The 21690-nt window shown below is 61.0% G+C and carries 21 protein-coding genes and 1 pseudogene; 16 read left to right on the plus strand and 6 right to left on the minus strand.

The window, feature by feature from the left end:
* Positions 1-37 precede the first annotated feature (37 nt).
* Complete coding sequence (locus F0169_RS01615; protein ID WP_152745254.1) at positions 38-658, minus strand: DUF1120 domain-containing protein; 621 nt, start codon at positions 656-658, stop codon at positions 38-40.
* Positions 659-1195: 537 nt separating this feature from the next.
* On the opposite strand from F0169_RS01615, the gene F0169_RS01620 reads away from it, so the two are divergent.
* The 9 genes from F0169_RS01620 to dacB all read left to right on the plus strand — a co-directional run bounded on the left by F0169_RS01620 (position 1196) and on the right by dacB (position 10600).
* Positions 1196-1918: a response regulator gene (locus F0169_RS01620; protein WP_341869077.1), complete on the plus strand. Its 723-nt coding sequence runs from the start codon at positions 1196-1198 to the stop codon at positions 1916-1918.
* Between the two features lie 209 nt (positions 1919-2127).
* The gene (locus tag F0169_RS01625) at positions 2128-2763 is read left to right on the plus strand and encodes a response regulator (protein WP_152745255.1); all 636 of its coding nucleotides are present in this window, start codon (positions 2128-2130) and stop codon (positions 2761-2763) included.
* Between the two features lie 224 nt (positions 2764-2987).
* Entirely contained in the window at positions 2988-3626 is a 639-nt protein-coding gene (locus tag F0169_RS01630; protein ID WP_152745256.1) for a DUF1120 domain-containing protein, read from the plus strand.
* A 100-nt stretch (positions 3627-3726) separates the two neighbouring features.
* Positions 3727-4197: a nuclear transport factor 2 family protein gene (locus F0169_RS01635; protein ID WP_152745257.1), complete on the plus strand. Its 471-nt coding sequence runs from the start codon at positions 3727-3729 to the stop codon at positions 4195-4197.
* Positions 4198-4233: 36 nt separating this feature from the next.
* Positions 4234-4509: a GIY-YIG nuclease family protein gene (locus F0169_RS01640; protein ID WP_058412020.1), complete on the plus strand. Its 276-nt coding sequence runs from the start codon at positions 4234-4236 to the stop codon at positions 4507-4509.
* Between the two features lie 74 nt (positions 4510-4583).
* The gene (locus F0169_RS01645) at positions 4584-5519 is read left to right on the plus strand and encodes a glutathione S-transferase family protein (protein ID WP_152745259.1); all 936 of its coding nucleotides are present in this window, start codon (positions 4584-4586) and stop codon (positions 5517-5519) included.
* 108 nt (positions 5520-5627) lie between these two features.
* Positions 5628-8048: a TonB-dependent siderophore receptor gene (locus F0169_RS01650; protein WP_152745260.1), complete on the plus strand. Its 2421-nt coding sequence runs from the start codon at positions 5628-5630 to the stop codon at positions 8046-8048.
* The gene (locus F0169_RS01655; protein ID WP_122250915.1) at positions 8048-9088 is read left to right on the plus strand and encodes a YncE family protein; all 1041 of its coding nucleotides are present in this window, start codon (positions 8048-8050) and stop codon (positions 9086-9088) included. The genes F0169_RS01650 and F0169_RS01655 overlap by 1 nt, the downstream gene beginning before the upstream one ends.
* A 54-nt stretch (positions 9089-9142) precedes the next feature.
* A complete protein-coding gene (gene dacB, locus F0169_RS01660) occupies positions 9143-10600 on the plus strand; it encodes a D-alanyl-D-alanine carboxypeptidase/D-alanyl-D-alanine endopeptidase (protein ID WP_152745261.1) in 1458 nt (485 codons plus the stop codon).
* Position 10601: 1 nt separating this feature from the next.
* On the opposite strand, the gene F0169_RS01665 is transcribed toward dacB, so the two are convergent.
* Positions 10602-11381, minus strand: a complete 780-nt coding sequence (locus F0169_RS01665; protein ID WP_152745262.1) for an IclR family transcriptional regulator — start codon at positions 11379-11381, stop codon at positions 10602-10604.
* Between the two features lie 120 nt (positions 11382-11501).
* Here F0169_RS01665 and hmgA point away from each other — a divergent pair, with 120 nt between their 5' ends.
* Genes hmgA through maiA form a run of 3 tightly spaced genes read left to right on the plus strand, consistent with a single transcriptional unit; the run spans position 11502 to position 14723 of the window.
* A complete protein-coding gene (gene hmgA, locus F0169_RS01670; RefSeq protein ID WP_152745263.1) occupies positions 11502-12785 on the plus strand; it encodes a homogentisate 1,2-dioxygenase in 1284 nt (427 codons plus the stop codon).
* Positions 12786-12788: 3 nt separating this feature from the next.
* Entirely contained in the window at positions 12789-14075 is a 1287-nt protein-coding gene (gene fahA, locus F0169_RS01675; RefSeq protein ID WP_152745264.1) for a fumarylacetoacetase, read from the plus strand.
* A 12-nt stretch (positions 14076-14087) separates the two neighbouring features.
* A complete protein-coding gene (gene maiA, locus F0169_RS01680) occupies positions 14088-14723 on the plus strand; it encodes a maleylacetoacetate isomerase (protein ID WP_152745265.1) in 636 nt (211 codons plus the stop codon).
* A gap of 59 nt (positions 14724-14782) precedes the next feature.
* Here maiA and F0169_RS01685 read toward each other — a convergent pair whose 3' ends face one another.
* Positions 14783-15586 (minus strand): SirB1 family protein, encoded by an 804-nt coding sequence (locus F0169_RS01685; protein ID WP_152745266.1) that lies wholly within the window; start codon positions 15584-15586, stop codon positions 14783-14785.
* A 187-nt stretch (positions 15587-15773) separates the two neighbouring features.
* Here F0169_RS01685 and F0169_RS01690 point away from each other — a divergent pair.
* A pseudogene (locus F0169_RS01690) lies at positions 15774-16792 on the plus strand (Leu/Phe/Val dehydrogenase).
* 53 nt (positions 16793-16845) lie between these two features.
* Here F0169_RS01690 and F0169_RS01695 read toward each other — a convergent pair.
* Entirely contained in the window at positions 16846-17106 is a 261-nt protein-coding gene (locus tag F0169_RS01695; protein ID WP_003171979.1) for a YebG family protein, read from the minus strand.
* A 269-nt stretch (positions 17107-17375) separates the two neighbouring features.
* Here F0169_RS01695 and F0169_RS01700 point away from each other — a divergent pair, with 269 nt between their 5' ends.
* A complete protein-coding gene (locus F0169_RS01700) occupies positions 17376-17636 on the plus strand; it encodes a DUF6124 family protein (protein ID WP_152745267.1) in 261 nt (86 codons plus the stop codon).
* 383 nt (positions 17637-18019) lie between these two features.
* Positions 18020-18508 carry a phosphate-starvation-inducible protein PsiE gene (locus F0169_RS01705; protein WP_058411973.1) on the plus strand — a complete coding sequence of 163 codons (489 nt, stop codon included), beginning with the start codon at positions 18020-18022 and terminating at the stop codon, positions 18506-18508.
* Here F0169_RS01705 and F0169_RS01710 read toward each other — a convergent pair.
* Positions 18505-18822, minus strand: coding sequence for a DUF3509 domain-containing protein (locus F0169_RS01710; protein ID WP_058411972.1), 318 nt, complete (start codon positions 18820-18822; stop codon positions 18505-18507). The genes F0169_RS01705 and F0169_RS01710 overlap by 4 nt on opposite strands.
* Before the next feature lie 338 nt (positions 18823-19160).
* Entirely contained in the window at positions 19161-20537 is a 1377-nt protein-coding gene (locus tag F0169_RS01715; protein ID WP_152745268.1) for an L-serine ammonia-lyase, read from the minus strand.
* A 137-nt stretch (positions 20538-20674) separates the two neighbouring features.
* On the opposite strand from F0169_RS01715, the gene F0169_RS01720 reads away from it, so the two are divergent.
* A complete protein-coding gene (locus F0169_RS01720) occupies positions 20675-21637 on the plus strand; it encodes a LysR substrate-binding domain-containing protein (protein WP_152745269.1) in 963 nt (320 codons plus the stop codon).
* Positions 21638-21690 lie beyond the last annotated feature (53 nt).

Consider the following 21690-nt stretch of genomic DNA (forward strand, 5'->3'; position numbering starts at 1 on the left):
GGAAGACATCCTTGGATTTTCAGCGTGTAAAACCGTATTAGAGGTACTTCACTTGCAAGGTGGCGCTGCCGATCAGCTCCACCTCGTCTTTCACCGTCAGCCCTGCAGCCGGAGCGATGTGGGTATCGAGCTCAAGCTGCGCGGTGAAGTCTCGGACGGCGATGGGCGCGAGCGCGCTGCCTGTGGTCACGGCAGTCAGTATCAGGTGGCTCAACTGCGGCGAAGGCTGCCAAGTGGCACCGCCATCCAGCGAAGTGATGATGAGCGCGGGCACGCCATCGGCCACCGGGTTGGACAGGCGAAAGCCTGAACCACCGAGGTTTTCCCCCTCTGGCGTCATGCCCAGCCCGTGCCAGCTGTCGTGGTTGGGAGAGGTGCCGGCCTGGTTGTCGAGCGTGGTCATCGTGAAAACCGTCGGCCCTTCGCACAACACCCTCACGTCCAGGGTTTGGCTGGCCAGCAGGGTGTATTGGTTCTGGTTGAGTTGCTTGGCCGACATTTTTCCGTAGTCCACTACGCCATCCGCTGAAATCGATGGTTTGCAGGCGCTGGGAGTAATCGTGCCGCTGACGCTGAGGTCGGTGTTGCCGGCCGCAAAAGTGAGTGAAGTGCTGGTGATTAACAGGGCGCTACTTAACAGCAGAAGGGAATTTTTCATTGCAGTAGCTTCCAGTGCACGCAGGCGAGGTGTGTCACGTGCCGCAGCACCGCCTGATCATCAAAATATCGACGGACGCGTCACGGCCTTGTATCCAGTGACCGTGAAAGAGAGTCAGTACCTTGCCCTCGCGGTGTACATTAATTTAGCGAGGAGCCGGTACCGATGACATGCAACTATTACGAGAGTGTTTTGGGTAATGGAAAGGCGCTCATGATCACCGCAGAAATACTTAACTGCGGGTTGTAGTTAGCGCTCGGTTTCGTAGTAGTTGTATCGCCAGTGCACTATTCAAAACGATATATTATCTTTGCGATGACGGTTCTTTGAGTGTCATAAACATCCTGCGCAGTGCTCCCCACTTAACTGTCGCGTCAGTGCTCTTAACCCAGGCCGACCCAAGTTGCCCGGGCGTTGGGCGTTGAATCAACGACAGCATTGAGGAGGTGAGCGAGCGTGCGTTCCAGCGATGTCGCTTCGCAGCAAGACCCTTTCCGGTTCTGCCCCCCGGATCATTGGCGGCATAGCGTGATATTGGTGGCCGATGACCACTCGGTCTATCGGCTGTTGATTGGCGAGTTTCTAAACAAACTTGGGCTGGGCCGTGAATTGGTCGGTGATGGTCGTGAAGGGCTGTTGGCCTTTTCCCGAACGCGCTTCGACCTGGTGATCAGCGACTGCCATATGCCGCTGATGGATGGTTTTGTCATGGCCCGTGAAATCCGCCTTCTAGAGCAACAGCGCGGCCTGCGGCGGGTTCCGCTCATTGCACTGACCGCTAACCCGCGGCACGACGACGCCCAGCGGTGTCGTGATGCCGGGTTTGATGCCTGGTTGCTCAAACCGTTGACGTTTGCGCGGTTGTGCGAGGTGCTGCTGCATTGGCTGCCAGGCACACCCGGCGACCCTTCGTCACAGGCACCGCAGCGATCAACGAGTTGGCCGAATCGGGCGGACATGGTGCAGACCTTCGGCAGTGAAAGCGTGGTGGAACAGATGCTCGACAGCTTGTTGCGCGAAGCGCTCACGGACACTGCGGCGCTGGCCCACGCGCGCCTGACGTTGAATGCCGAGCTCACGGCCGAGCGGCTGCATCGCCTGCTGGGCAGCCTGGCTTTTTTGGGCTGCGACGCGTTGGGCGCGCGAGGCGGTTGGTTGGTTGAGCAAGTGCGTGCGCATGGCGTGGCGAAAAATAGCGTACGGCTGGAGGCGTTTGAGAATGATCTTAAATTTTACCTCGCCTACTTGAATAAACTGTGACGCTTAATTATGCGAGTCGCATTGTAGGAATTTGTACTTTAGTGCTGTAGTTTTTGGACGTAGGCGTATTCTTTTTATATTGTAAGTTAATGGTTATATCCCCTATAACGCTGGGTTTGGCTGAAATGACGCCTGCGCCAAGCGGTTGTTGATAAGCGCCAGCAGAGGTAATTTGCGCAAATGCAAATTGCCATCATTCGTGAGTATTTATGTTTCGAGTCATTATTGCCGATGATCATCCTATTGTCCGGATCGGGCAAAGAGTCGTGATTGAGGCGAGCGGCAAGTACAAGGTTGTCGGTGAAGCCAGTGGCCCTGATGAGCTGCTGGCGCTGCTAATCACCACGCCCTGCGACGTTTTGGTTACCGATTTCGCTATGCCGGGCGGGCGCCAGGCCGACGGTTACGTGTTGTTGAGCCTGTTGCAGCGCCTGTACCCGGCGACGCCGGTGATTCTGGTGACGATGTTTGCCAACATTGTGACATTGCGTGAGTCTTTCGCCCGTGGCGCGCAAGCTATCGTGGCCAAAAGCTCATCGGCCAAAGAGTTGCCATTGGCAATCAAGGCGGTGGTGAGCGGCAAGACCTTTGCCAGTGCCGGTTTGCGCGAGCAGTTGAGCGAAGCCGGCACGGGGGATCAATCGCAACTGCCGAGGTTGTCCGGCAAAGAGCGCGAAGTGGTGCGAATGCTGGCCACCGGCATGACCGTCACGCAGATAGCCGCACGGCTCAATCGCAGTATTTCAACGATCAGCAAACAGAAAGGCACGGCCATGCAACGCCTGTGTATTTCCACGGACGTGGACTTGTTTGCCTATGCCCGCGACGTTGGAATGGTGCCGTAGGAAGTTGCAGTTTATAACTGACCTTAATTAATCATTGTGCCGGTGGTCATTCGTATTAGTTGTATTCATCTGGCGTGAATAGTTCGTTATCTTGTCACGGTCGCTCTACTGTTAATGGGCGGCATCACACACCCGTCTATTAATTAAGTCGAACTTAGCGGTTGGCAGCGCGCCGTGGTGCGTCTGTTGAGTCTGTTAATAAGCGACCGACAGTGAGTCTTGATATGCAACCGTCTCGTGCACTTATTAGCGCCGCGTTTATGCTCGCTGGCGCTTCCACTGTAATGGCCGCGTCCAGCCAGGACCTGACCATCACAGGTTCGATTACGCCTTCTGCCTGTACAACTCTGATCACCAGCGGAGGCATCGTGGATTACGGAAAAATCTCGGCCCAGGACCTGCATCCTACCGCTGTCACCCCACTGCCCGAGGCCTCTGTGCAGGTGTCGGTCACGTGTTTGGCGCCGACATTGATGGCCTTGAAGAGTGCGGATAACCGCCCCGGCACTGCGGCTGACCAAATGGGGTCGGTGTCGGTGTTTGGCTTGGGTCTGGCGAGCGCTGATGAAAAGATCGGCTGGTACACACTGGCCATGGCCGATGTGATCGCCAATGACATACCCGCTACCCCGATTGAAACCGTGGATGGCAGTGTATGGTTAGATGCATTCAATTCGGTCTGGCAACCAGGCTGGATGCGCACCGCCAAGGACCCGAGCATTCCAACCCCTGCGCCTCTTGCTCTGACCACCTTTAAGGCAGACGTGGTGGTGGCCGCAACCATCACTAACAAGAAAAACCTGCCGATTACCGAAGAAATCAAAATCGACGGCAGCGCCACCCTCGACCTCATCTACCTTTAACTGCGCCGGGCATCACTCAGGTTTGTCGCGAATAGCCGTGGCTTTCCCGCGTCACGCGCATTATCGTTCAGCACCCCTGACCATCGTGCGAAACCTGCCCATGAGTGATGCCCACAACGCCCTGATCACCGAGTTCTACACAGCCTTCCAGCGCCTGGACGCCGAAGCCATGGCGGCCTGTTACACCGATGATGTGCTGTTCAGTGACCCGGCGTTCGGCGAGTTGCGCGGGCGCGATGCCGGCGATATGTGGCGCATGCTGACCACGCGCGCCAAAGACTTTTCGCTGACCTTCGACCATGTGCGCAGCGATGAAAGCACCGGCAGCGCGCATTGGGTGGCGACTTACCTGTTCAGCGCCACCGGCAACACGGTAATCAACGACATTGGTGCGCGGTTCGTGTTTCGCGATGGCAAGATCTGCGAGCACCACGACCACTTTGACCTGTGGCGCTGGTCGCGCCAGGCATTGGGCCTCAAAGGGCTGCTGCTGGGCTGGTCACCTGCGCTGAAAAACGCCGTGCGCGCCCAGGCGCTTAAAGGCTTGAAGGCATTCCAGGCCAGTCATTGATAAGATTGGCGCTCCTCTGGTTTGCAGCAATCGCCCGTGACTGACACTTCTGAAGCCAAACCCTGGTTCGTCTACCTGGTGCGCGCCGCCAACGGTTCACTGTATTGCGGCATCAGCAATGACCCGGTGCGCCGTTTTGCTTCGCATCAAAGCGGCAAGGGCGCGCGGTTCTTTTTGTCGAGCCCGGCGGTGGCGCTGGTGTACACCGAGAAGTGTGCCAGCAAGGGTGACGCGCTGCGCCAGGAGCGGCTGATTAAACAACTGAAGAAAAGCGCCAAGGAATGCCTGGCCGCGAGTGGCTCATCAGCTTGATTGATCGCTGCCCATCACGCTATTGAATGCCTTTGCGCGCTAAGCTGCGGGTTCACTCGTTTAAGGACCCCAGCATGCCTGAGCTCATTCTTCACCACTACCCGACGTCTCCCTTCGCGGAAAAAGCGCGGCTGTTGCTGGGCTTCAAGGGCTTGTCCTGGCACTCGGTGCTGATCCCGCCGGTGATGCCCAAACCCGACCTGACTGCGCTGACCGGCGGCTACCGCAAAACCCCGGTACTGCAAGTCGGCGCCGACATTTACTGCGACACAGCGTTGATCGCCCGGCGCCTGGAACAAGAAAAGTCCTCGCCCGCGCTGTTCCCGCTCGGCCAGGAAATGATCAGCCAAACCTTCGCCACCTGGGCCGACAGCGTGGTGTTTGGGCTCGCAGTGAGCCTGGTGTTCCAGCCGGAATCGGTGGCGGTGCGCTTTGGCAAATTACCCCCCGAAGCGGTCAAGGCGTTTATGGCCGACCGCGCCGCGCTGTTCAGCGGTGGCACCGCGAGCAAACTGCCCGCTGAGTTGGCCAAGCACCAATGGCCGGCGATCATGGCGCGGCTGGAGCAGCAGCTGCAGCGCGAACCCGGCGACTTTTTGTTCGGCGAACCGTCGATTGCCGACTTTGCCCTGGCCCACCCGCTGTGGTTTCTCAAGGCCACGCCGGTCACCGCGCCGATGGTGGATGCTTACCCGGCGGTTTCGGCATGGCTGGCACGCGTGCTCGGCTTCGGCCACGGCACGCCCAGCGAGATGAGCGCCGGGCAAGCCCTGGAGATCGCCCGCAACGCCACGCCGGCGCCGTTGCCGGACGAAGTGTTCGAAGACTTGAATGGCTTCAAGGCTGGCCAGCAGGTGAGCATTGCCGCCATCGACTACGGCGTCGATCCAGTCGCCGGTGAACTGCTTTTTGCCGGCCGCGAGGAGCTGATCCTGCGGCGTAGCGATGAGCGCGGCGGCACCGTGCACGTGCATTTCCCGCGCTTTGGGTTTTGCCTCAAGGCGCAATAATTAAATTATTTTCAATCTGAGGTGAGGTAAACCCGCCGCCCATCCGTGTAGTGCTTGAAACTGCGAGCTATTCGCATTAACAGCGTTTTTTACACGGGTTCTCAGAGCATGAAGTCAGCGGCGGGCGGTTGGGTAAAACAGTGGCTGGGAGCCTCGGTATTGACGGTATCGGGGCTGGCGTTGCTGCCCTTGAGCTTGGCGCAGGCGCAGGAACAGCAAAGCGCGCAGTTCAACTTCGCGCTGGCGGCCAAACCGCTGCCGCAGGCCTTGAGCGATTTCAGCCGGGTGACCGGCATCAGTGTGATCTACACCGATGAAGCGCCGTATGGCCTGAATGCCCCGGCCGTCAGCGGGCAGATGAGCGCCACCCAAGCCCTGCAACGCCTGCTCGGCAGCTCGGGCTTTACCTTCCGCCAGATCGACGCGCGTACCCTGGCGCTGGAGCCGCTGCCGACCGGCGGCGCGGTTAACCTTGGCGCCACGACCATCAGCGGCGCCAGCCAAACCCAAGACACCACCAGCTACCAGCCGCCGCCCACCAGTTCGGTGATGCGCTCGCGTGGCCTGCTGCTGGAAACCCCGCAAACCGTGAATGTGGTGGCCGCCCAAGTGCTGCGCGACCAACAGCCGCGCAACCTCGATGACGCGCTGGGCAACATCAGCGGAATCACCCAGGCCAACACCTTGGCCAGCACCCAGGACGCGGTGATGCTGCGTGGTTTTGGCGACAACCGTAACGGTTCGATCATGCAAGACGGCATGCCCGTGGTGCAGGGTCGCGCATTGAATGCCACCGCCGAGCGGGTCGAAGTGCTCAAAGGCCCGTCGTCGCTGCTCTACGGCATCCAGGACCCGGGCGGCGTGGTCAACATCGTCAGCAAGAAACCCGAACTGGTGCAGTCCACCTCCCTGACCGCGCGCGGCTCGACCTTCGGCGATGGCAAAAACGGCAGCGGCGGCAACCTGGATACCACCGGCCCGCTCGGTGACAGCGGCTTGGCCTATCGCTTGGTCGTCGACCATGAAGACGAAGACTACTGGCGCAATTTCGGCACCCACCGTGAAACATTGGTAGCGCCGTCGCTGGCCTGGTACGGCGACACCACCAAAGTGGTCTTCGCCTATGAACACCGCGAGTTTCTGTCGCCGTTCGACCGTGGCACTGCCATCGACCCCAAGACCAACCACCCGCTGAACATCCCCGCGACGCGTCGCCTGGATGAGCCGTTCAACAACATGGAAGGCCGCTCCGACCTGTATCGCCTGGAAGTCGACCACGACTTGAACGACGACTGGAAAGCCCACGTCGGCTACAGCTGGAACCGTGAAACCTACGACGCCAGCCAGGTGCGCGTCAGCGCCGTCAACGCCAACGGCACGTTGACGCGCAGAATGGACGGCACCCAAGGCGCGCTCAGCACCGACCGTTTCGCCACCGCCAGCCTGGAAGGCAAGGTCAACGTGCTGGGCATGCAACATGACCTGGTGTTTGGGCTGGATGACGAATACCGCAAAATCTACCGTGCCGACCTGATCCGCCAGGCCTCGCGCGGCGGCTTTAACTACAACAACCCGGTGTATGGCAACGAAGTCGCGGGCACCACCGTCAGCGCCGCCGACAGCGCCCAGACCGACCTGCTGCGCAGCGACTCGCTGTTCTTCCAGGACGCGATTCACCTGAACGATCAATGGATTCTGGTCGGCGGCGCGCGCTATCAAATGTATGACCAATACGCCGGTAAAGGCGTGCCGTTCACGGCCAACACCAACGGCAATGGCCAGGCGTGGGTGCCGCGTGCGGGGCTGGTTTACCGCTTCACCGATGAGTTGTCGTTCTACGGCAGCTACACCGAGTCGTTCAAGCCTAACTCGACCATCGCCGCATTGGCCGATGGCAGCGTATTGACCGGCGACTTGACGCCTGAAGAGTCCAAGTCATGGGAGCTGGGGGCCAAGCTCGACATGCCAGGGCGCATCACCGCCAGCGCGGCGTTGTTTGATATTCACAAACGCAACGTGCTGGTGTCGGTCGGTTCCGGCGCGAATACCATTTACAGCATCGCCGGCGAAGTGCGCTCGCGCGGCCTGGAGCTGGACGTCAGCGGCCAGTTGAGCGACCAGTGGAGCCTGATCGGCAGCTACGCGTTCACCGACGCCCAAGACACCAAAGACCAGGACCCGACGTTGCAAGGCAACCGCCTGCAAAACGTCGCCAAGCACACCGGCTCGCTGTCGGCGGTGTACGACTTCGGCAACCTTTTTGGCGGCGATCAACTGCGCGTCGGCGCAGGCGCGCGGTATGTCGGCGAGCGCGCCGGCGATGCGGCCAACGACTTCAACCTGCCGGGCTACACCGTCGCAGACGCGTTTGCCAGCTACGACACCAAAATCGAAGGGCAGAAGGTCAAGTTCCAGCTCAACGTGAAGAACCTGTTCGACCGCACCTACTACACCTCGGCGGCCAGCCGCTTGTTCGTGTCCATGGGTGACGCACGGCAGGTGTCGGTTTCCAGCACGTTGACCTTCTGATGAAACCTTACGCCTGGCTTTTTAGCGTGTTGCTCAGCACCTCAGCGCTGGCAGACACTGGCGCCTACCACCGCGAACACCGGGTGACACTGCCCGGTTCCGGCCACAGTTGGGGTTTTGTCGGGCTCGACCCGACACGCCCGTACCTGTTTTTGGCGCGGCGCGAAAACGGGTTGACGGTGTTTGATGTGCAGCGCCAACGCGCGGTCAAGACCGTGGCGCAGTCTGACGGTGCAAATGGCGTGGTGTTCGTGCCTGAGTTGGACCGCGTGTTTGTGCTCAATACCGACGGCAGCTTGAGCGTGGTGCAGTTATCCACACTCAAACCGCTGAAGCGTATTGCGGTGGCGCAAAGCAACCTCAACAGTGCGGTGTATGAGCCTTCTACCGGCAAAGTCATCATCGTCAGCGGGCGCCGGGCAGACCGCTCGACGCTGTTTGAGTTTGACCCTAAACAAGCGCGCATTACCGGCGCGCATGAACTGGCGGTGAAGAAAATCGACCCGCTGTTGCTCAAGGGCGATGGCAGTTTTTTCCTGCCCATGCGCGATGAAGGCAAGGTAGCGCGTTACGCGGCCAGCACCTTCGCCGTGCTCGATACCTGGCAGTTTGCCAATTGCGCCAAACCCAGCGCGTTGGCTCAGGACGTTGAGCGTCAACGGTTATTTGTGGCCTGCCGGGGCGATGCGCCGGTGTTGATCGTGGCTGATCGGCAGACAGGCGAGGTCAAGGCGACGGTGCCGATTGGGCGTGATGTAAACGCGCTGGCCTATGACGCGCAGCGGCGTCGCTTGCTGGTTCCCAGCGGCGTAGATGCAAACGTCATGGTCATCGAGCAACAGGGCGCCGATCACTACGCGGTCGCCGCCACCCTCAGCACCTTGCCGATGGCCTACAACATGGCCTTTGACGCGCAACGCCAGCGGGTTTACCTGCCTGCCATGGACTTTGTGCAGCCCGCGCCGAGCGCGTCCGAGCCTAAACCTGATGCGCAGTTTCAGGCAGGAACATTCTCTATCACCACCCTGGCACTTGATTGAACGCAGTGAATTACCCAAGCTGCGCACTTTCGTAGATTCAGGAATGCCAGGCTTATGCGGTTGCGACGATGGATACACGCCAGCGCGATGGCGCTGGGCTTTGGCCTGTTGCTGGCGGGTTGTGCCACGCCTTCAAGCACGGGAACCGGGCAGAGCCTGGACGCATTGCTGGCCGACCCGGCGCTGTATGGCGCGACTGTTTCGCTGACGGTGCGTGACGCGCGCAGTGGCAACACGCTGTATCAACACAACCCGAACACGCGGCTGGTGCCGGCTTCGAACCTCAAGCTGCTGACCACGGCGGCGGCGATGGACGTGCTGGGGCCGCAGTACCGTTTTGCCACGCAACTGCTCAGCAACGGCATACGCCAGGGTGATCGCCTGACCGGCAATTTGTACCTGCGCGGCCTGGGTGACCCAACCCTGCAGTTCGCTGATTACCAGGCACTGGCGGCGCAACTGGCCAGCCAGGGTGTGCGCCAGGTGCAGGGCGACTTGGTGTTCGACGACACCTGGTTTGACGACGAGCGGCTGGGTGTCGATTGGTCGCATGATGACGAAACCACCTACTACGGCGCGCAGATTTCAGCGCTGACCGTGTCACCCAATACAGATTTCGACGCGGGCAGCGTACGGGTCACGGCCAAGGCGCCAGTGGCCGTCGGCCGGCCGGTAAACGTCGACATCTACCCGCCCACGGATTACCTGCAACTGAGTAATCGCGCGGTCAGCGGGCCAGGCAATACCTATGCGATCAACCGTCGCCATGGCACCAACCTGTTGCAGCTCAGCGGCGCCATCGCGCCGGGCAAGCAGAGCGCGCAACTGGTCAGCGTGTGGGAGCCGACGCAGTTGGTCGCCAACCTGTTCGAGCAAGCGCTGGCGCAGCAGGGCATTAAGGTGTTTGGGCGCCGTGTGATCGGCGGCGCAACCCCGACCACGGCGACGCAGCTGGCCGAGCACCAGTCGGCGCCATTGCAGGAGTTGATCACGCCGCTGCTCAAACTCTCGAACAACAACATGTCTGAAGCCTTGCTCAAGGCGATGGGCCGCCAGAGCGCCAACAGCGGTACGGCGGCGGCAGGTGTGGTGGCGGTGGCGGGGTTTCTCAAGCGTCAGGGGCTGGACAGCGCAACGCTGAACCAGGTTGACGGTTCGGGCCTGTCGCGGCGTAACCTGGTGTCGTCGCACACCCTCACCGACCTGCTACTGGCGGCGAGCAAACAGCCGTGGTTCAACGCCTGGTACAACGCATTGCCGATTGCCGGCAACAGCGACCGCATGATCGGCGGCAGCCTGCGTTATCGCTTGCGCGGCACGCCGGCCGAAAACAACCTGCATGCCAAGACCGGCTCCATGGGCGGCGTGTCGAGCTTGAGCGGTTACCTCACCGACGCTTGCGGGCGCAAACGGGTGTTCGCCATGCTGACCAATAACTACGTGGTGGCCGGCGCGCAGGTCAAGGCCTTGGAAAATCGTGTGGTGCTGGCCCTGTCAGGTTGTGACAATTGATTCAAGGCTGATAGCCCATCCGCCAACTCACGGCCCGCGTCGCCGCCAGCAAGCGCTGCGCTGCCGGGCCGTGTTCGTCGGCATGGAACAGTGAGGTGGGGCCAACCACCGTCATCACCGCCGCCACGTGCCCGACCGCATTAAACACCGGCGCCGACAACGCATCGACACCCGGCATCAGCAACCCATGCACAAAATGCAGGCCACGGCGGCGGATCTGCTCGCACGCGCTGGCGTAGGCTTGCTCGTCGGCCAAGGCATGCGCGCTACCGGCTTGCACCTCGCGTTCACGCAGCTCCACGGTTTCCCGCGAGGGCAGGAAAGCGCTGAACACCAGCCCGGTGGACGAACTGAGCAGCGGCAAAACCGAACCCAATTGCGTCACCACGGTGATCGCGCGTACCGCCGGCTCAATGTGCACCACCGTCGCGCCCTGGTTACCCCACACGGCCAGAAAGCAGGTTTCATTCAACTCATCGCGCAACTCCGCCAGCGGCAGCGCGCCGACTTTCAACACGTCCATGCTGCTCAGCGCAGCCAGGCCCACGCGCAACGCTTCGCGGCCCAGGCCGTAATGGTTGGTGGCGGTGTTCTGTTCGGCAAACCCCGAGGCAATCAGCGCCTGCAAATAGCGGTGCACTTTGCTCGCCGGCATTTGCACATGCTCCGCCAGGCGCGACAGCGAGGTGGCCGGCGACAGTTCGGCAAGCGCCTTGAGAATATCGGTGCCCACTTCGGCCGAGCGGACTTTCTGTTTACCGGTGTCGCGGGGCTTTTCCATGGGGGCGCGGGAATCCGAAAGATGAATGGGCGTCTTTATAGCTTGACGCTCAAGAGTGATCAAATTACGTTATGCGTAAACCGATTACGATAAAAATAACAGACCCTCAGAGGACGCTGCATGAACCTCGAATACCTGTCGGGCTTCGGCAATCAATTCGCCAGCGAAGCCCTGCCCGGCGCGCTGCCCGTTGGCCAGAACTCCCCGCAAAAAGCCCCTTACGGCCTGTACGCCGAACTGTTCTCCGGCACCGCGTTCACCATGCTCCGCAGCGAAGCCCGGCGCACCTGGCTGTACCGCATTCAGCCGTCGGCCAATCACCCGGCGTTCGTCAAACTTGAGCGGCAACTGGCCGGTGGGCCGCTGGGCGCGGTGACGCCGAATCGGCTGCGCTGGAACCCGCTGGAGATGCCCGGCGAGCCCACGGATTTTATCGACGGGCTGGCAGGCATGGTCGCCAACGCGGCGTCGGAACAGGCGTCAGGCATCAGCATTTACAATTACCAGGCCAATCGCTCGATGGAGCGGGTGTTCTTCAACGCCGATGGCGAATTGTTGATCGTCCCCCAGCAAGGTCGCCTGCGCATTGCCACTGAGTTGGGCGCGCTGGACGTCGAACCGCTGGAAATCGCCGTGCTGCCGCGTGGCCTGAAATTTCGCGTCGAGCTGCTCGATGCTCAAGCGCGCGGCTATGTCGCGGAAAACCACGGCGCGCCGCTGCGTCTGCCCGACCTTGGCCCGATTGGCAGCAATGGCCTGGCCAACCCGCGTGACTTCCTCACCCCGGTCGCGCGGTACGAAGACCTCAAGCAACCGACCACACTGGTGCAAAAATTTCTCGGCGAACTGTGGGCCTGCGAGTTGGACCATTCGCCGCTGAACGTGGTGGCCTGGCACGGCAATAACGTGCCATACAAATACGACCTGCGCCGCTTCAACACCCTCGGCACGGTGAGTTTTGACCACCCGGACCCGTCGATTTTCACCGTGCTGACCTCGCCCACCAGCGTGCACGGCCTGGCCAACCTCGACTTTGTGATCTTCCCGCCACGCTGGATGGTGGCCGAAAACACCTTCCGTCCGCCGTGGTTCCACCGCAACCTGATGAACGAATACATGGGCTTGATCCAGGGCGCGTACGACGCCAAGGCCGAGGGTTTCCTGCCCGGCGGCGCGTCGCTGCACAGCTGCATGAGCGCCCATGGCCCGGACGGCGAAACCTGCACCAAGGCGATCAACGCAGAACTGGCGCCGCACAAGATCGATAACACCATGGCCTTCATGTTCGAAACCAGCCAAGTGCTGCGCCCCACCCAGTTCGCCCTTGAATGCGCGCAACTGCAAACCAGCTATGACGCGTGCTGGGCCTCGCTGCCTGCCACCTTCAACCCGAACCGGAGATAACCCATGACTCAGCCAACACTTGCCCGCAGTTGGGTGAACTCCGCCAACGGCCACCGCGATTTCCCCCTGCAAAACTTGCCGCTGGGCGTGTTCAGCATCAACGGCTCGGCACCGCGCAGTGGCGTGGCGATTGGTGATTCGATTCTCGACCTGCATGCGGCGCTGGACGAATTTGACGGCGACGCCCGGCGTGCGGTTGAAGCGGCCGCCGGTGGCCAGTTGAATGCATTCTTCGAACTCGGCCGTGGCCCGCGCGTAGCCTTGCGCGAGCGCCTGTTGGAACTGCTCGCCGAAGGCAGCCCGTTGCAAGCGCGTGAGGCGCAGGTGCTGCACCGCGCCGCCGACTGCGAGTTGCATTTGCCGGCGAACATCAGCGACTACACCGACTTCTATGTCGGCATCGAGCACGCGCAAAACGTCGGCAAACTGTTCCGCCCTGATAGCCCCTTGCTGCCTAACTACAAATACGTGCCGATTGGTTACCACGGGCGCGCCTCGACTGTTCGCCCCTCCGGCACGCAGGTGCGGCGCCCCAAAGGCCAGACGCTGCCCGCTGGCCACACCGAGCCGACGTTCGGCCCGTGCGCGCGCCTGGATTTCGAACTGGAACTGGGCATCTGGATCGGCCAGGGCAATGCCATTGGCGACGCGATTGCGATTGGCGATGCCGCCGAGCATATCGCCGGTTTCTGCCTGCTCAACGACTGGTCGGCGCGCGATATTCAGGCGTGGGAATACCAGCCGCTGGGGCCGTTTTTGTCGAAAAGCTTCATTACCAGCATTTCGCCGTGGGTCGTCACGGCAGAGGCGCTGGAGCCATTTCGCACGGCCCAACCGGCGCGCCCTGAAGGCGACCCGCAGCCGCTGTCTTACCTGCTGGACCCGCGTGATCAGGCGGCTGGCGGCTTTGATATCGAATTGGAGGCGTTGCTGACCACCGCCGCCATGCGCGAACAAAACCTGCCGGCCCATCGCCTGACGCTGAGCAACACCCAGTACATGTACTGGACCGTGGCGCAAATGGTCGCGCATCACAGCGTCAACGGTTGCCAGTTGCAGGCCGGTGACCTGTTTGGTTCGGGCACCTTGTCGGGGCCGCAGCCAGCGCAATTCGGCAGCCTCTTGGAGATCACCGAAGGCGGCAAAAAGCCGATTGAATTGGCCTCCGGCGAGGTGCGCAAGTTCCTTGAGGACGGCGATGAAATCATCCTGCGTGCGCGTTGCAGCCGCGAAGGTTTTGCCTCCATCGGCTTCGGCGAATGCCGTGGCACTGTGGTCGCGGCGCGCTAAGAGGGCAGGGTGATGGAACTCTATACCTATTACCGCTCGACCTCGTCGTACCGCGTGCGTATCGCCTTGGCGCTCAAGGGTCTGGACTTCACGGCGCTGCCGGTGAATTTGCTGGTGCCGGCAGGCGGCGCCAATCGCCAGCCCGAGTATTTGGCGATCAACCCGCAGGGCCGCGTGCCGGCCTTGCGCACCGACGACGGCGACCTGTTAATTCAATCGCCGGCGATCATCGAGTACCTGGATGAACGTTATCCACAGGCGCCGCTGCTCTCGAAAAACCTGATAACCCGTGCACATGAGCGCGCGGTGGCGTCGATCATCGGCTGCGATATTCACCCGCTGCACAACTCCAGCCCGCAGAACCTGCTGCGGCAGTGGGGGCATGATGAGGCGCAAGTGCTCGAATGGATCGGGCATTGGGTCAGCCAGGGCTTGGCGACGGTAGAACAGTTGATTGGCGACACGGGGTTTTGTTTCGGCGAGCAGCCGGGGCTCGCGGACGCGTTCCTGATTCCGCAGTTGTATGCAGCGGAGCGCTTCAAGGTGCCGCTGGCGGCGTACCCGCGAATCGGCCGGGTGGCCGCGTTGGCGGCGCAGCATCCGGCGTTTGTGCAGGCGCATCCGGCCAATCAGCCGGATACACCCTGAGTCATTGAGGGCGCTGATTTTTTGGAGAGTGGGCTGCTGTGGTGAGCAAGCCAAGTATTTCAGTGCACGACCGCGCTGGGCGGCAGGCTGCCCAGCCGCTCGGTCAAGCGCAGGCGCTGGATCGGGTCTTCGCTGAGCAATAAGGCATGTTCCAGGTCAAAACGCTCGGCGCTCGGGCAATCCAGGCGCTGGTACAGGCTGGCCCGCGCCAAGTAATCGGCGGCGCTGGCATTGCCCAGCTCCAGCACGCGTTCGGCATCGACCAAGGCGGCCAGCGGCGCGTCGTTGGAGAGGTGCAGTTGGCGCAGGTTGCGAGACAGCCGTTGCAGGATCGAGCGCGGTTCGGCGGTGATCAGGTGGTCGGCGTGCAACTTAAGGTTCGGCCCGTACTGACGGTGCAGCAATTCGCGACAGTCATTCGGGTACAGGCGCCGCCCGCCGCACGGGTCGAGCAAATGATCGGCACCGGGCACGCGCAGCAAAAAATGCCCAGGGAAGTTCACGCCGACCATGGGGATGTTCAAGCGCCGTGCCATCTCCAGCGCGATCAGGCCCATGGCCAGAGGTTGCCCGCGTTTGCGCTGCAGCACTTGGTCGAGCAAAGCAGCGGCGGGGCGCAGCGGGCTAAAGTCGTCCTGAGCATACCCGAGGTCGTTCATCCGTCGCAGCAGTGGCTGGCCGAGTTCATCTGCCGGCAACAGCGGCATGCCGGTGCTGAGCTGTTGTTGCAGCACGCTGAGTTCTTGCAGGATCATCGGCGGCCGCACGTCCGAGTCGTGCTCGGCAGCAATCCACAGCGCCGCTTCAAACAGCGCAGGGGGTGAACGGTCCAGGCAGGCGAAAAAAGCTTTGCGGGGATTCATTGCATTCTCCGGCGTATGCCCCCGTTTTAGCCTTGCTGCGAATTTTCGTCCAGTGACTTAATAAATTTCCTGCCTGCTTATGTCACAGGTCCCACAAAATCGGCTGGGCTTATTCCAGCGCACTTCAGCAGTTTTCTGCCGCAAGCCTATACTTGGCCTCTAACAGACGTGATCCGGGAGCTTGACGATGTTTGCTCTCATGCACAGCAACCGCCTTGAATCGCTGCACCTGAGCATCGACCCGGTGACCGGGCTGAAAGCCGTGATAGCCATTCATAACAGCCGCTTGGGCCCAGCCTTGGGCGGTTGTCGCTATCTTGCCTACGCCGACGATGAAAGTGCCGTGGCCGATGCCGCGCGCCTGGCCCGGGGCATGAGCTACAAAGCCGCGCTGGCCGGCCTGCCAGTGGGCGGCGGCACGGCGGTGATCATCCGCCCGGTGCACGTCGAAAGCCGCGCGGCCTTGTTTGAGGCGTTCGGCCGCTGCATCGAAAGGCTCGACGGCCGCTTCATCACCGCCATCGACAGCGGCACCTCGGTGGCCGACATGGATTGCATCGCTCAACACACCCGCTTCGTCACCAGCACCACCGCCGCCGGCGACCCCGCGCCGCATGCCGCCATGGGTGTGTTCACCGGCATTCGCACCACCGCCATGGCGCGTTTGGGCAGCGACAACCTCGAAGGCTTGCGCGTGGCGGTTCAAGGCCTCGGCAACGTAGGTTATGCACTGGCCGAACAACTGCACGCCGCCGGCGCTGAACTGTTGGTCAGCGACATCGACCCCGGCAAAGTGCAACTGGCCATGGAACAACTTGGCGCCCACCCCATCGCCAACGACGCCTTGCTCAGTACGCCCTGCGACATCCTCGCGCCTGCGGCCTCGGCGCCGTGTTCAACCGGCACAGCGTCGGCCAACTGCGCTGCGCAGCCGTGGCCGGTTCCGCCAGCGCGCAACTGAGCAACCTCGACATCGCCGACCAGTTGGAGGCGCGCGGCATCCTCTACGCCCCGGACTACGTGATCAACTCCGGCGGCCTGATCTACGTCGCGCTCAAACACGGCGGCGCCGAGCTGGCCGACATCACCGCGCACCTGTCGAACATCGGCACCCGCCTCACCGAAATCTTCGCCCACGCCCAAGCCGAAAAACGCTCACCCGCACGCGTCGCAGACGAATTGGCCGAGCGCCTGCTGTACAAATAAGCCAGGCATTAAAAAGCCCTGAATCGTTGATTCAGGGCCTGTTCAATTCGGGCTTACTCCGCCGCTGCGTTGAGCAACTCGGACAAGGCATCCGGTTGGCTCTTGAACGCCTTGGCAAACACATCGCGATTCTTCGCCATGTAGATACCGGCTTCTTCCACCTGCTGCTCGCTCAGCGACGGCACGGCTTTTTGCAACACTTCTGCCAGCAACTCAGCGAGTTCAAGCATCTTGTCATGACGATCAGCTTCGGCTTTATCCATGAACAAACGCTCCAGATCTCGGCTGCTGCGGTATACCACTTCGACGGCCATTCACCACCTCACATGCCTTCACGATAGTTGTCTTTTGCGAATACTGTATTTATATACAGCAAAAAGAGTAAGCCAAACCGCCGGGTTTGGGTAGTAGTTTTTTAATGTAGCCGGGAAATAGGGGTTTGCTACAACGGAAATTTCGTACGGCGCGGTGAGGTTGCCGCGTAATCCTGCGTTGGTTTACCTTCTCCGGGTCTTGCAGCTGCAGGGCCGAGCTTGGCGGCTCGATTAAGGTAAACCTATTCAGTTAACTACGGAGCTGCACAATGGGAACAAATACCTCCCGTAACGCCGACCATTTGAATCCAGAGCCGCCTGTCACGCTCTTCAACGTAACCCGGAAAACTGACACCGAAACCCTACTGGCCAACGCCAGTGAAACCTTAAGCAGTGCCCGTGAAATGGCCAATACGCTGGCATTTGACCTTGAAGGTCCGCAGCGAAGCCTGGTACTGGCTATTCACCAGTTGGTTGAAATGGGCGGCCTGCTTGTCGAACGAGCACTGGAGCAAGTCGCCCCAGCCTGACGCCAATCCGGCGCTCGCAAGCCTGTTCTGGCTTACACACCTGTTCAGGCCTGCGAGGTTATCGTGGCGAGCGCGCCCTTTGTGGCGAGCGGGCTTGCTCGCGTTGGGCTGCGAAGCGGCCCCAATTCAGGCGATGATGTTTTTTCAGGTAAAACCGGGTTGCAGGTTTCAGGGCCGCTGCGCGCCCCATCGGGAGCAAGCCCCCTCGCCACTGCAAGCCGCCTTCCCACAGCGCCCCCCGCCACAGGTTATGTGTTTGCCTTGTGTCTCATGTCAGGCGGCCATCATCTCACTTCCCAGCCTCTGGCCTTTTTTCTGCATGCAGAATAACCGTCACGTCCAACCCGCATTATCCGGTCGAGCCGACCTAAGGAAACATCATCGTGAAAATCAACTGGGCCGAAAGGCTGCGCCAGCAAGTCCATGGGCTGGCTGAGTCGCTGGGCAACCTGTTCGTCGAGACCTTCCACTACCTGGCGCTGTTCGCCATTGGTGCGGTGACCGCTTGGGCCGCGGTGATGGAATTTCTGGGAATGCTGGAGAACGGTCACATCAAGATTGATGACATCTTGCTGCTGTTCATCTACCTGGAATTGGGCGCGATGGTCGGGATTTACTTCAAGACCAACCACATGCCGGTGCGCTTTCTGATCTACGTGGCAATCACCGCATTAACCCGCCTGCTGATCTCCAACGTGTCCCACCACAACCCGCCCGACATCGGCATCATCTACCTGTGCGGCGGTATTCTGCTGTTGGCGTTCTCGATTCTGGTGGTGCGCTATGCGTCGTCGGCCTTCCCGTCGATGAAGATCGAAGGCCCGCGCCGCAAGGGCGGGGCCAGCCTGGAGACCGAGAAGGGCGAGCTTTAAAGCCCGGCGCTTAAGGGCAGAGGACGGGCGGGCGGTGGTTGCAAGAGTTTGTGACTGTCGCCGTCGGTCATTACCGCCAGAATCTCCATGGCGCTGTGGCCGTGCTCGATGGCGATGCCGAACTGAATGCTTTGTACCAGGCGTTTGAGGCGTTGCGGGTCGTTGCGTTGTTCGGCGCTGATCATGCGTTTGGCGACCACGCCCTCCTCGTTGGAGAGGGTGAGCATGATGCTGCCATCCAGCCGCTGGATGCTCAGGTTGACTCGGTAATTGGGCGTGAAGGTGTCGGTGATGATCTGAAAAGGATTGTCCATGGTGCGTTACCGCCTGATAAGAACATGCAGTCATTGACGACCGGTGTCGGGTTTAGTTCGCGTTGCCTGACCGCCGGCCACTCCATCGCTGAGGTTTCACAAGGTCCGTTTTCCCTCAAAGGCTGTACAGCAAGGTGCGTGCCGTACAGCTATTTTCAGTCAGCGATAAACCACTGTGGGAGGCGGCTTGCTGCCGATGACGGTGGTTCAGCCGAGTATTTATTGGCTGAACCAGCGCTATCGGGAGCAAGCCCCCTCCCACATTATTTTTTGCAGTGCGCTTGAGGCGGGTGACCTGTTTCAGGGCAGTCGCGCAAAAACGATCGCAGACAGCGCAGTCAGCATTCGACCCAATTGACGGCGAGGCCGCCGCGTGACGTTTCTTTGTATTTGTCGTGCATGTCGGCGCCGGTATCGCGCATGGTGCGAATGACCCGGTCGAGGGAGATAAAGTGTTTGCCGTCGCCGCGCAGGGCCATTTGCGTGGCGTTGATCGCCTTGACCGCAGCGATCGCGTTGCGCTCGATGCACGGCACTTGCACCAGGCCGCCGACCGGGTCGCAGGTCAGGCCGAGGTTGTGTTCCAGGCCGATTTCGGCGGCGTTTTCCAGTTGTTCCGGGGTGGCGCCGAGAATGTCGGCCAGGCCGGCGGCGGCCATCGCGCAGGCGGAGCCGACTTCGCCCTGGCACCCGACTTCGGCACCCGAGATGGAGGCGTTTTTCTTGCAGAGAATGCCGACCGCCGCAGCGGCCAGGAAAAAATTCACCACGTCGTCATCTGACGCGTCGGGGTTGAACTTCATGTAGTAATGCAGCACCGCCGGGATGATGCCCGCCGCGCCATTGGTTGGTGCGGTGACCATGCGCCCGCCGGCAGCGTTTTCTTCGTTGACGGCGAGGGCGAACAGGTTGACCCATTCCATCGCCGACAAGGTTGAGGTGATGACATTCGGTTTGCCGATTTCGAGCAAGGCGCGGTGCAACTTCGCCGCGCGGCGTGGCACGTCCAGCCCGCCCGGCAAGATGCCTTCATGACGCAAGCCTTGCTCGACACATTCGCGCATTACCGACCAGATATGCAGCAGCCCACTGCGGATCTCTGCATCGCTGCGCCACGCGCGCTCATTGGCCAGCATCAGTTCGGAAACCCGCAGACCGTGTTCACTGCACAGGGCCAACAGCTCGACGGCGCTGGAAAAGTCGTAGGGCAGCACCACATCGCTGGCAGGTGCGATGCCGGAGGCGGCTTCTTCAGCTTCGATGATAAAACCACCGCCCACCGAGTAATAGGTTTGCTCGCTGAGCAGGCCGTTGTCGCCATACGCGTGCAGGGACATGGCGTTGGGGTGGTAGGGCAGGCTTTCGTCCAGCAGCAGGAGGTCGGTGCGCCAGTTGAAGGCAATGTCCTGTTTGCCAGCCAGTAGCAGCCTGCCGGAGTCGCGCAGTTGCTGGATACGCGTGTTTATCGAGGCGGGATCGACCTGATCCGGCCATTCACCCATCAAGCCCATCACGCAGGCGCGGTCGGTGGCATGGCCGATGCCGGTGGCAGACAGCGAGCCGTAGAGGCGCACTTCGACACGGCGCGTGGCGCTCAGCAGTTGTTGGCCTGCCAGCGCGTGGGCAAAGGTCGCCGCCGCGCGCATGGGGCCAACGGTGTGCGAGCTGGAGGGGCCGATGCCGACTTTGAATAGATCGAAAACGCTGATAGCCATGCTTAAGCCTTACAAGCAATGCAAAAGAATTCGCTGCCATGTTTTGTAGCGCAGGCGGGATTAGCGCGATACTGACCCTCTGGATTGGCACTGACCAACGAATTATCCTAAGACACCCTTTAGCAGGACTAAACACTATGGCTCGCCCTCTGCATGCTCAAACGTATGTCTGGCTGCACGTTTTTTCCTGTGCCGCGCGGCATTTGTCGTTCACCCGCTGCGCCGAAGAGCTGCACATCACGCCGGGGGCGGTGAGCCAGCAAATTCGTCAGTTGGAGGAACGTTTGGGCTTTCGGCTGTTTCACCGGCGCGCGCGCGGCGTGGAACTGAGTGCCGAGGGGCAGCGCTTGGCCGCGACAGTGGCCGAGGCCTACGGCAGCATTGATGCCGAGTTGCAGCGGTTGGACGCGGGCATGATCAGCGGCACGTTGCGCCTGCGTTCGATTCCCTCGTTCCTCGGCAAGTGGCTGACCCCGCGTTTGCCGCGCTTGCAACAACGTTTCCCGGACATCCAGCTGCGCCTGGTGGCCGAAGACAGCAGCGTTGCCCTGCACGAGGGCGATTTTGACTTGGCCATCGACTTGAATGACGGCAGTTACCCCGGCCTGCTATCCACAGCCTTGCTTGATGAGCAGATTTTTCCGGTGTGCGCCCCCAGTTTGCTGCGCGGTCGACCACCGCTGCATGGCCCGGCCGACCTAGTGCATTTTCCGCTGTTGCACGACATCACTGCCTGGCGTGGGAGTTATGAGTACGCCGAGTGGGAGTTTTACCTGAATGCCATCGGCTACCACGGCGCTGATGTACGGCGCGGGCATACCTTCAATCGCAACCACCTGACCATTGAGGCCGCCATTGCCGGCATGGGCGTGGCCATCGCGCGGCGCACCTTGCTTAACGATGAGCTGGAGCGCGGCACCTTGATCGTGCCGTTCGGCCTCGCCGTGCCGAACCATAAACGTTACGTGTTGCTGTATGCGCCAGGTGCGTTGAACCATCCGGGCGTGCGCGCGGTGCATGACTGGCTGGTGGAGGAAGCGGGGATTTTTCGCGTTTTGCACCCGTTGGGAGAGGGCACTTATACGGATCGTTTGGCGTAAGCAGATGTAACTAACTCCCCACCCTAACAGCGTTTTTGCTCCTCGTCAGACTT

It is taken from the genome of Pseudomonas kitaguniensis (assembly GCF_009296165.1).
GTDB classification, from domain to species: domain Bacteria; phylum Pseudomonadota; class Gammaproteobacteria; order Pseudomonadales; family Pseudomonadaceae; genus Aquipseudomonas; species Aquipseudomonas kitaguniensis.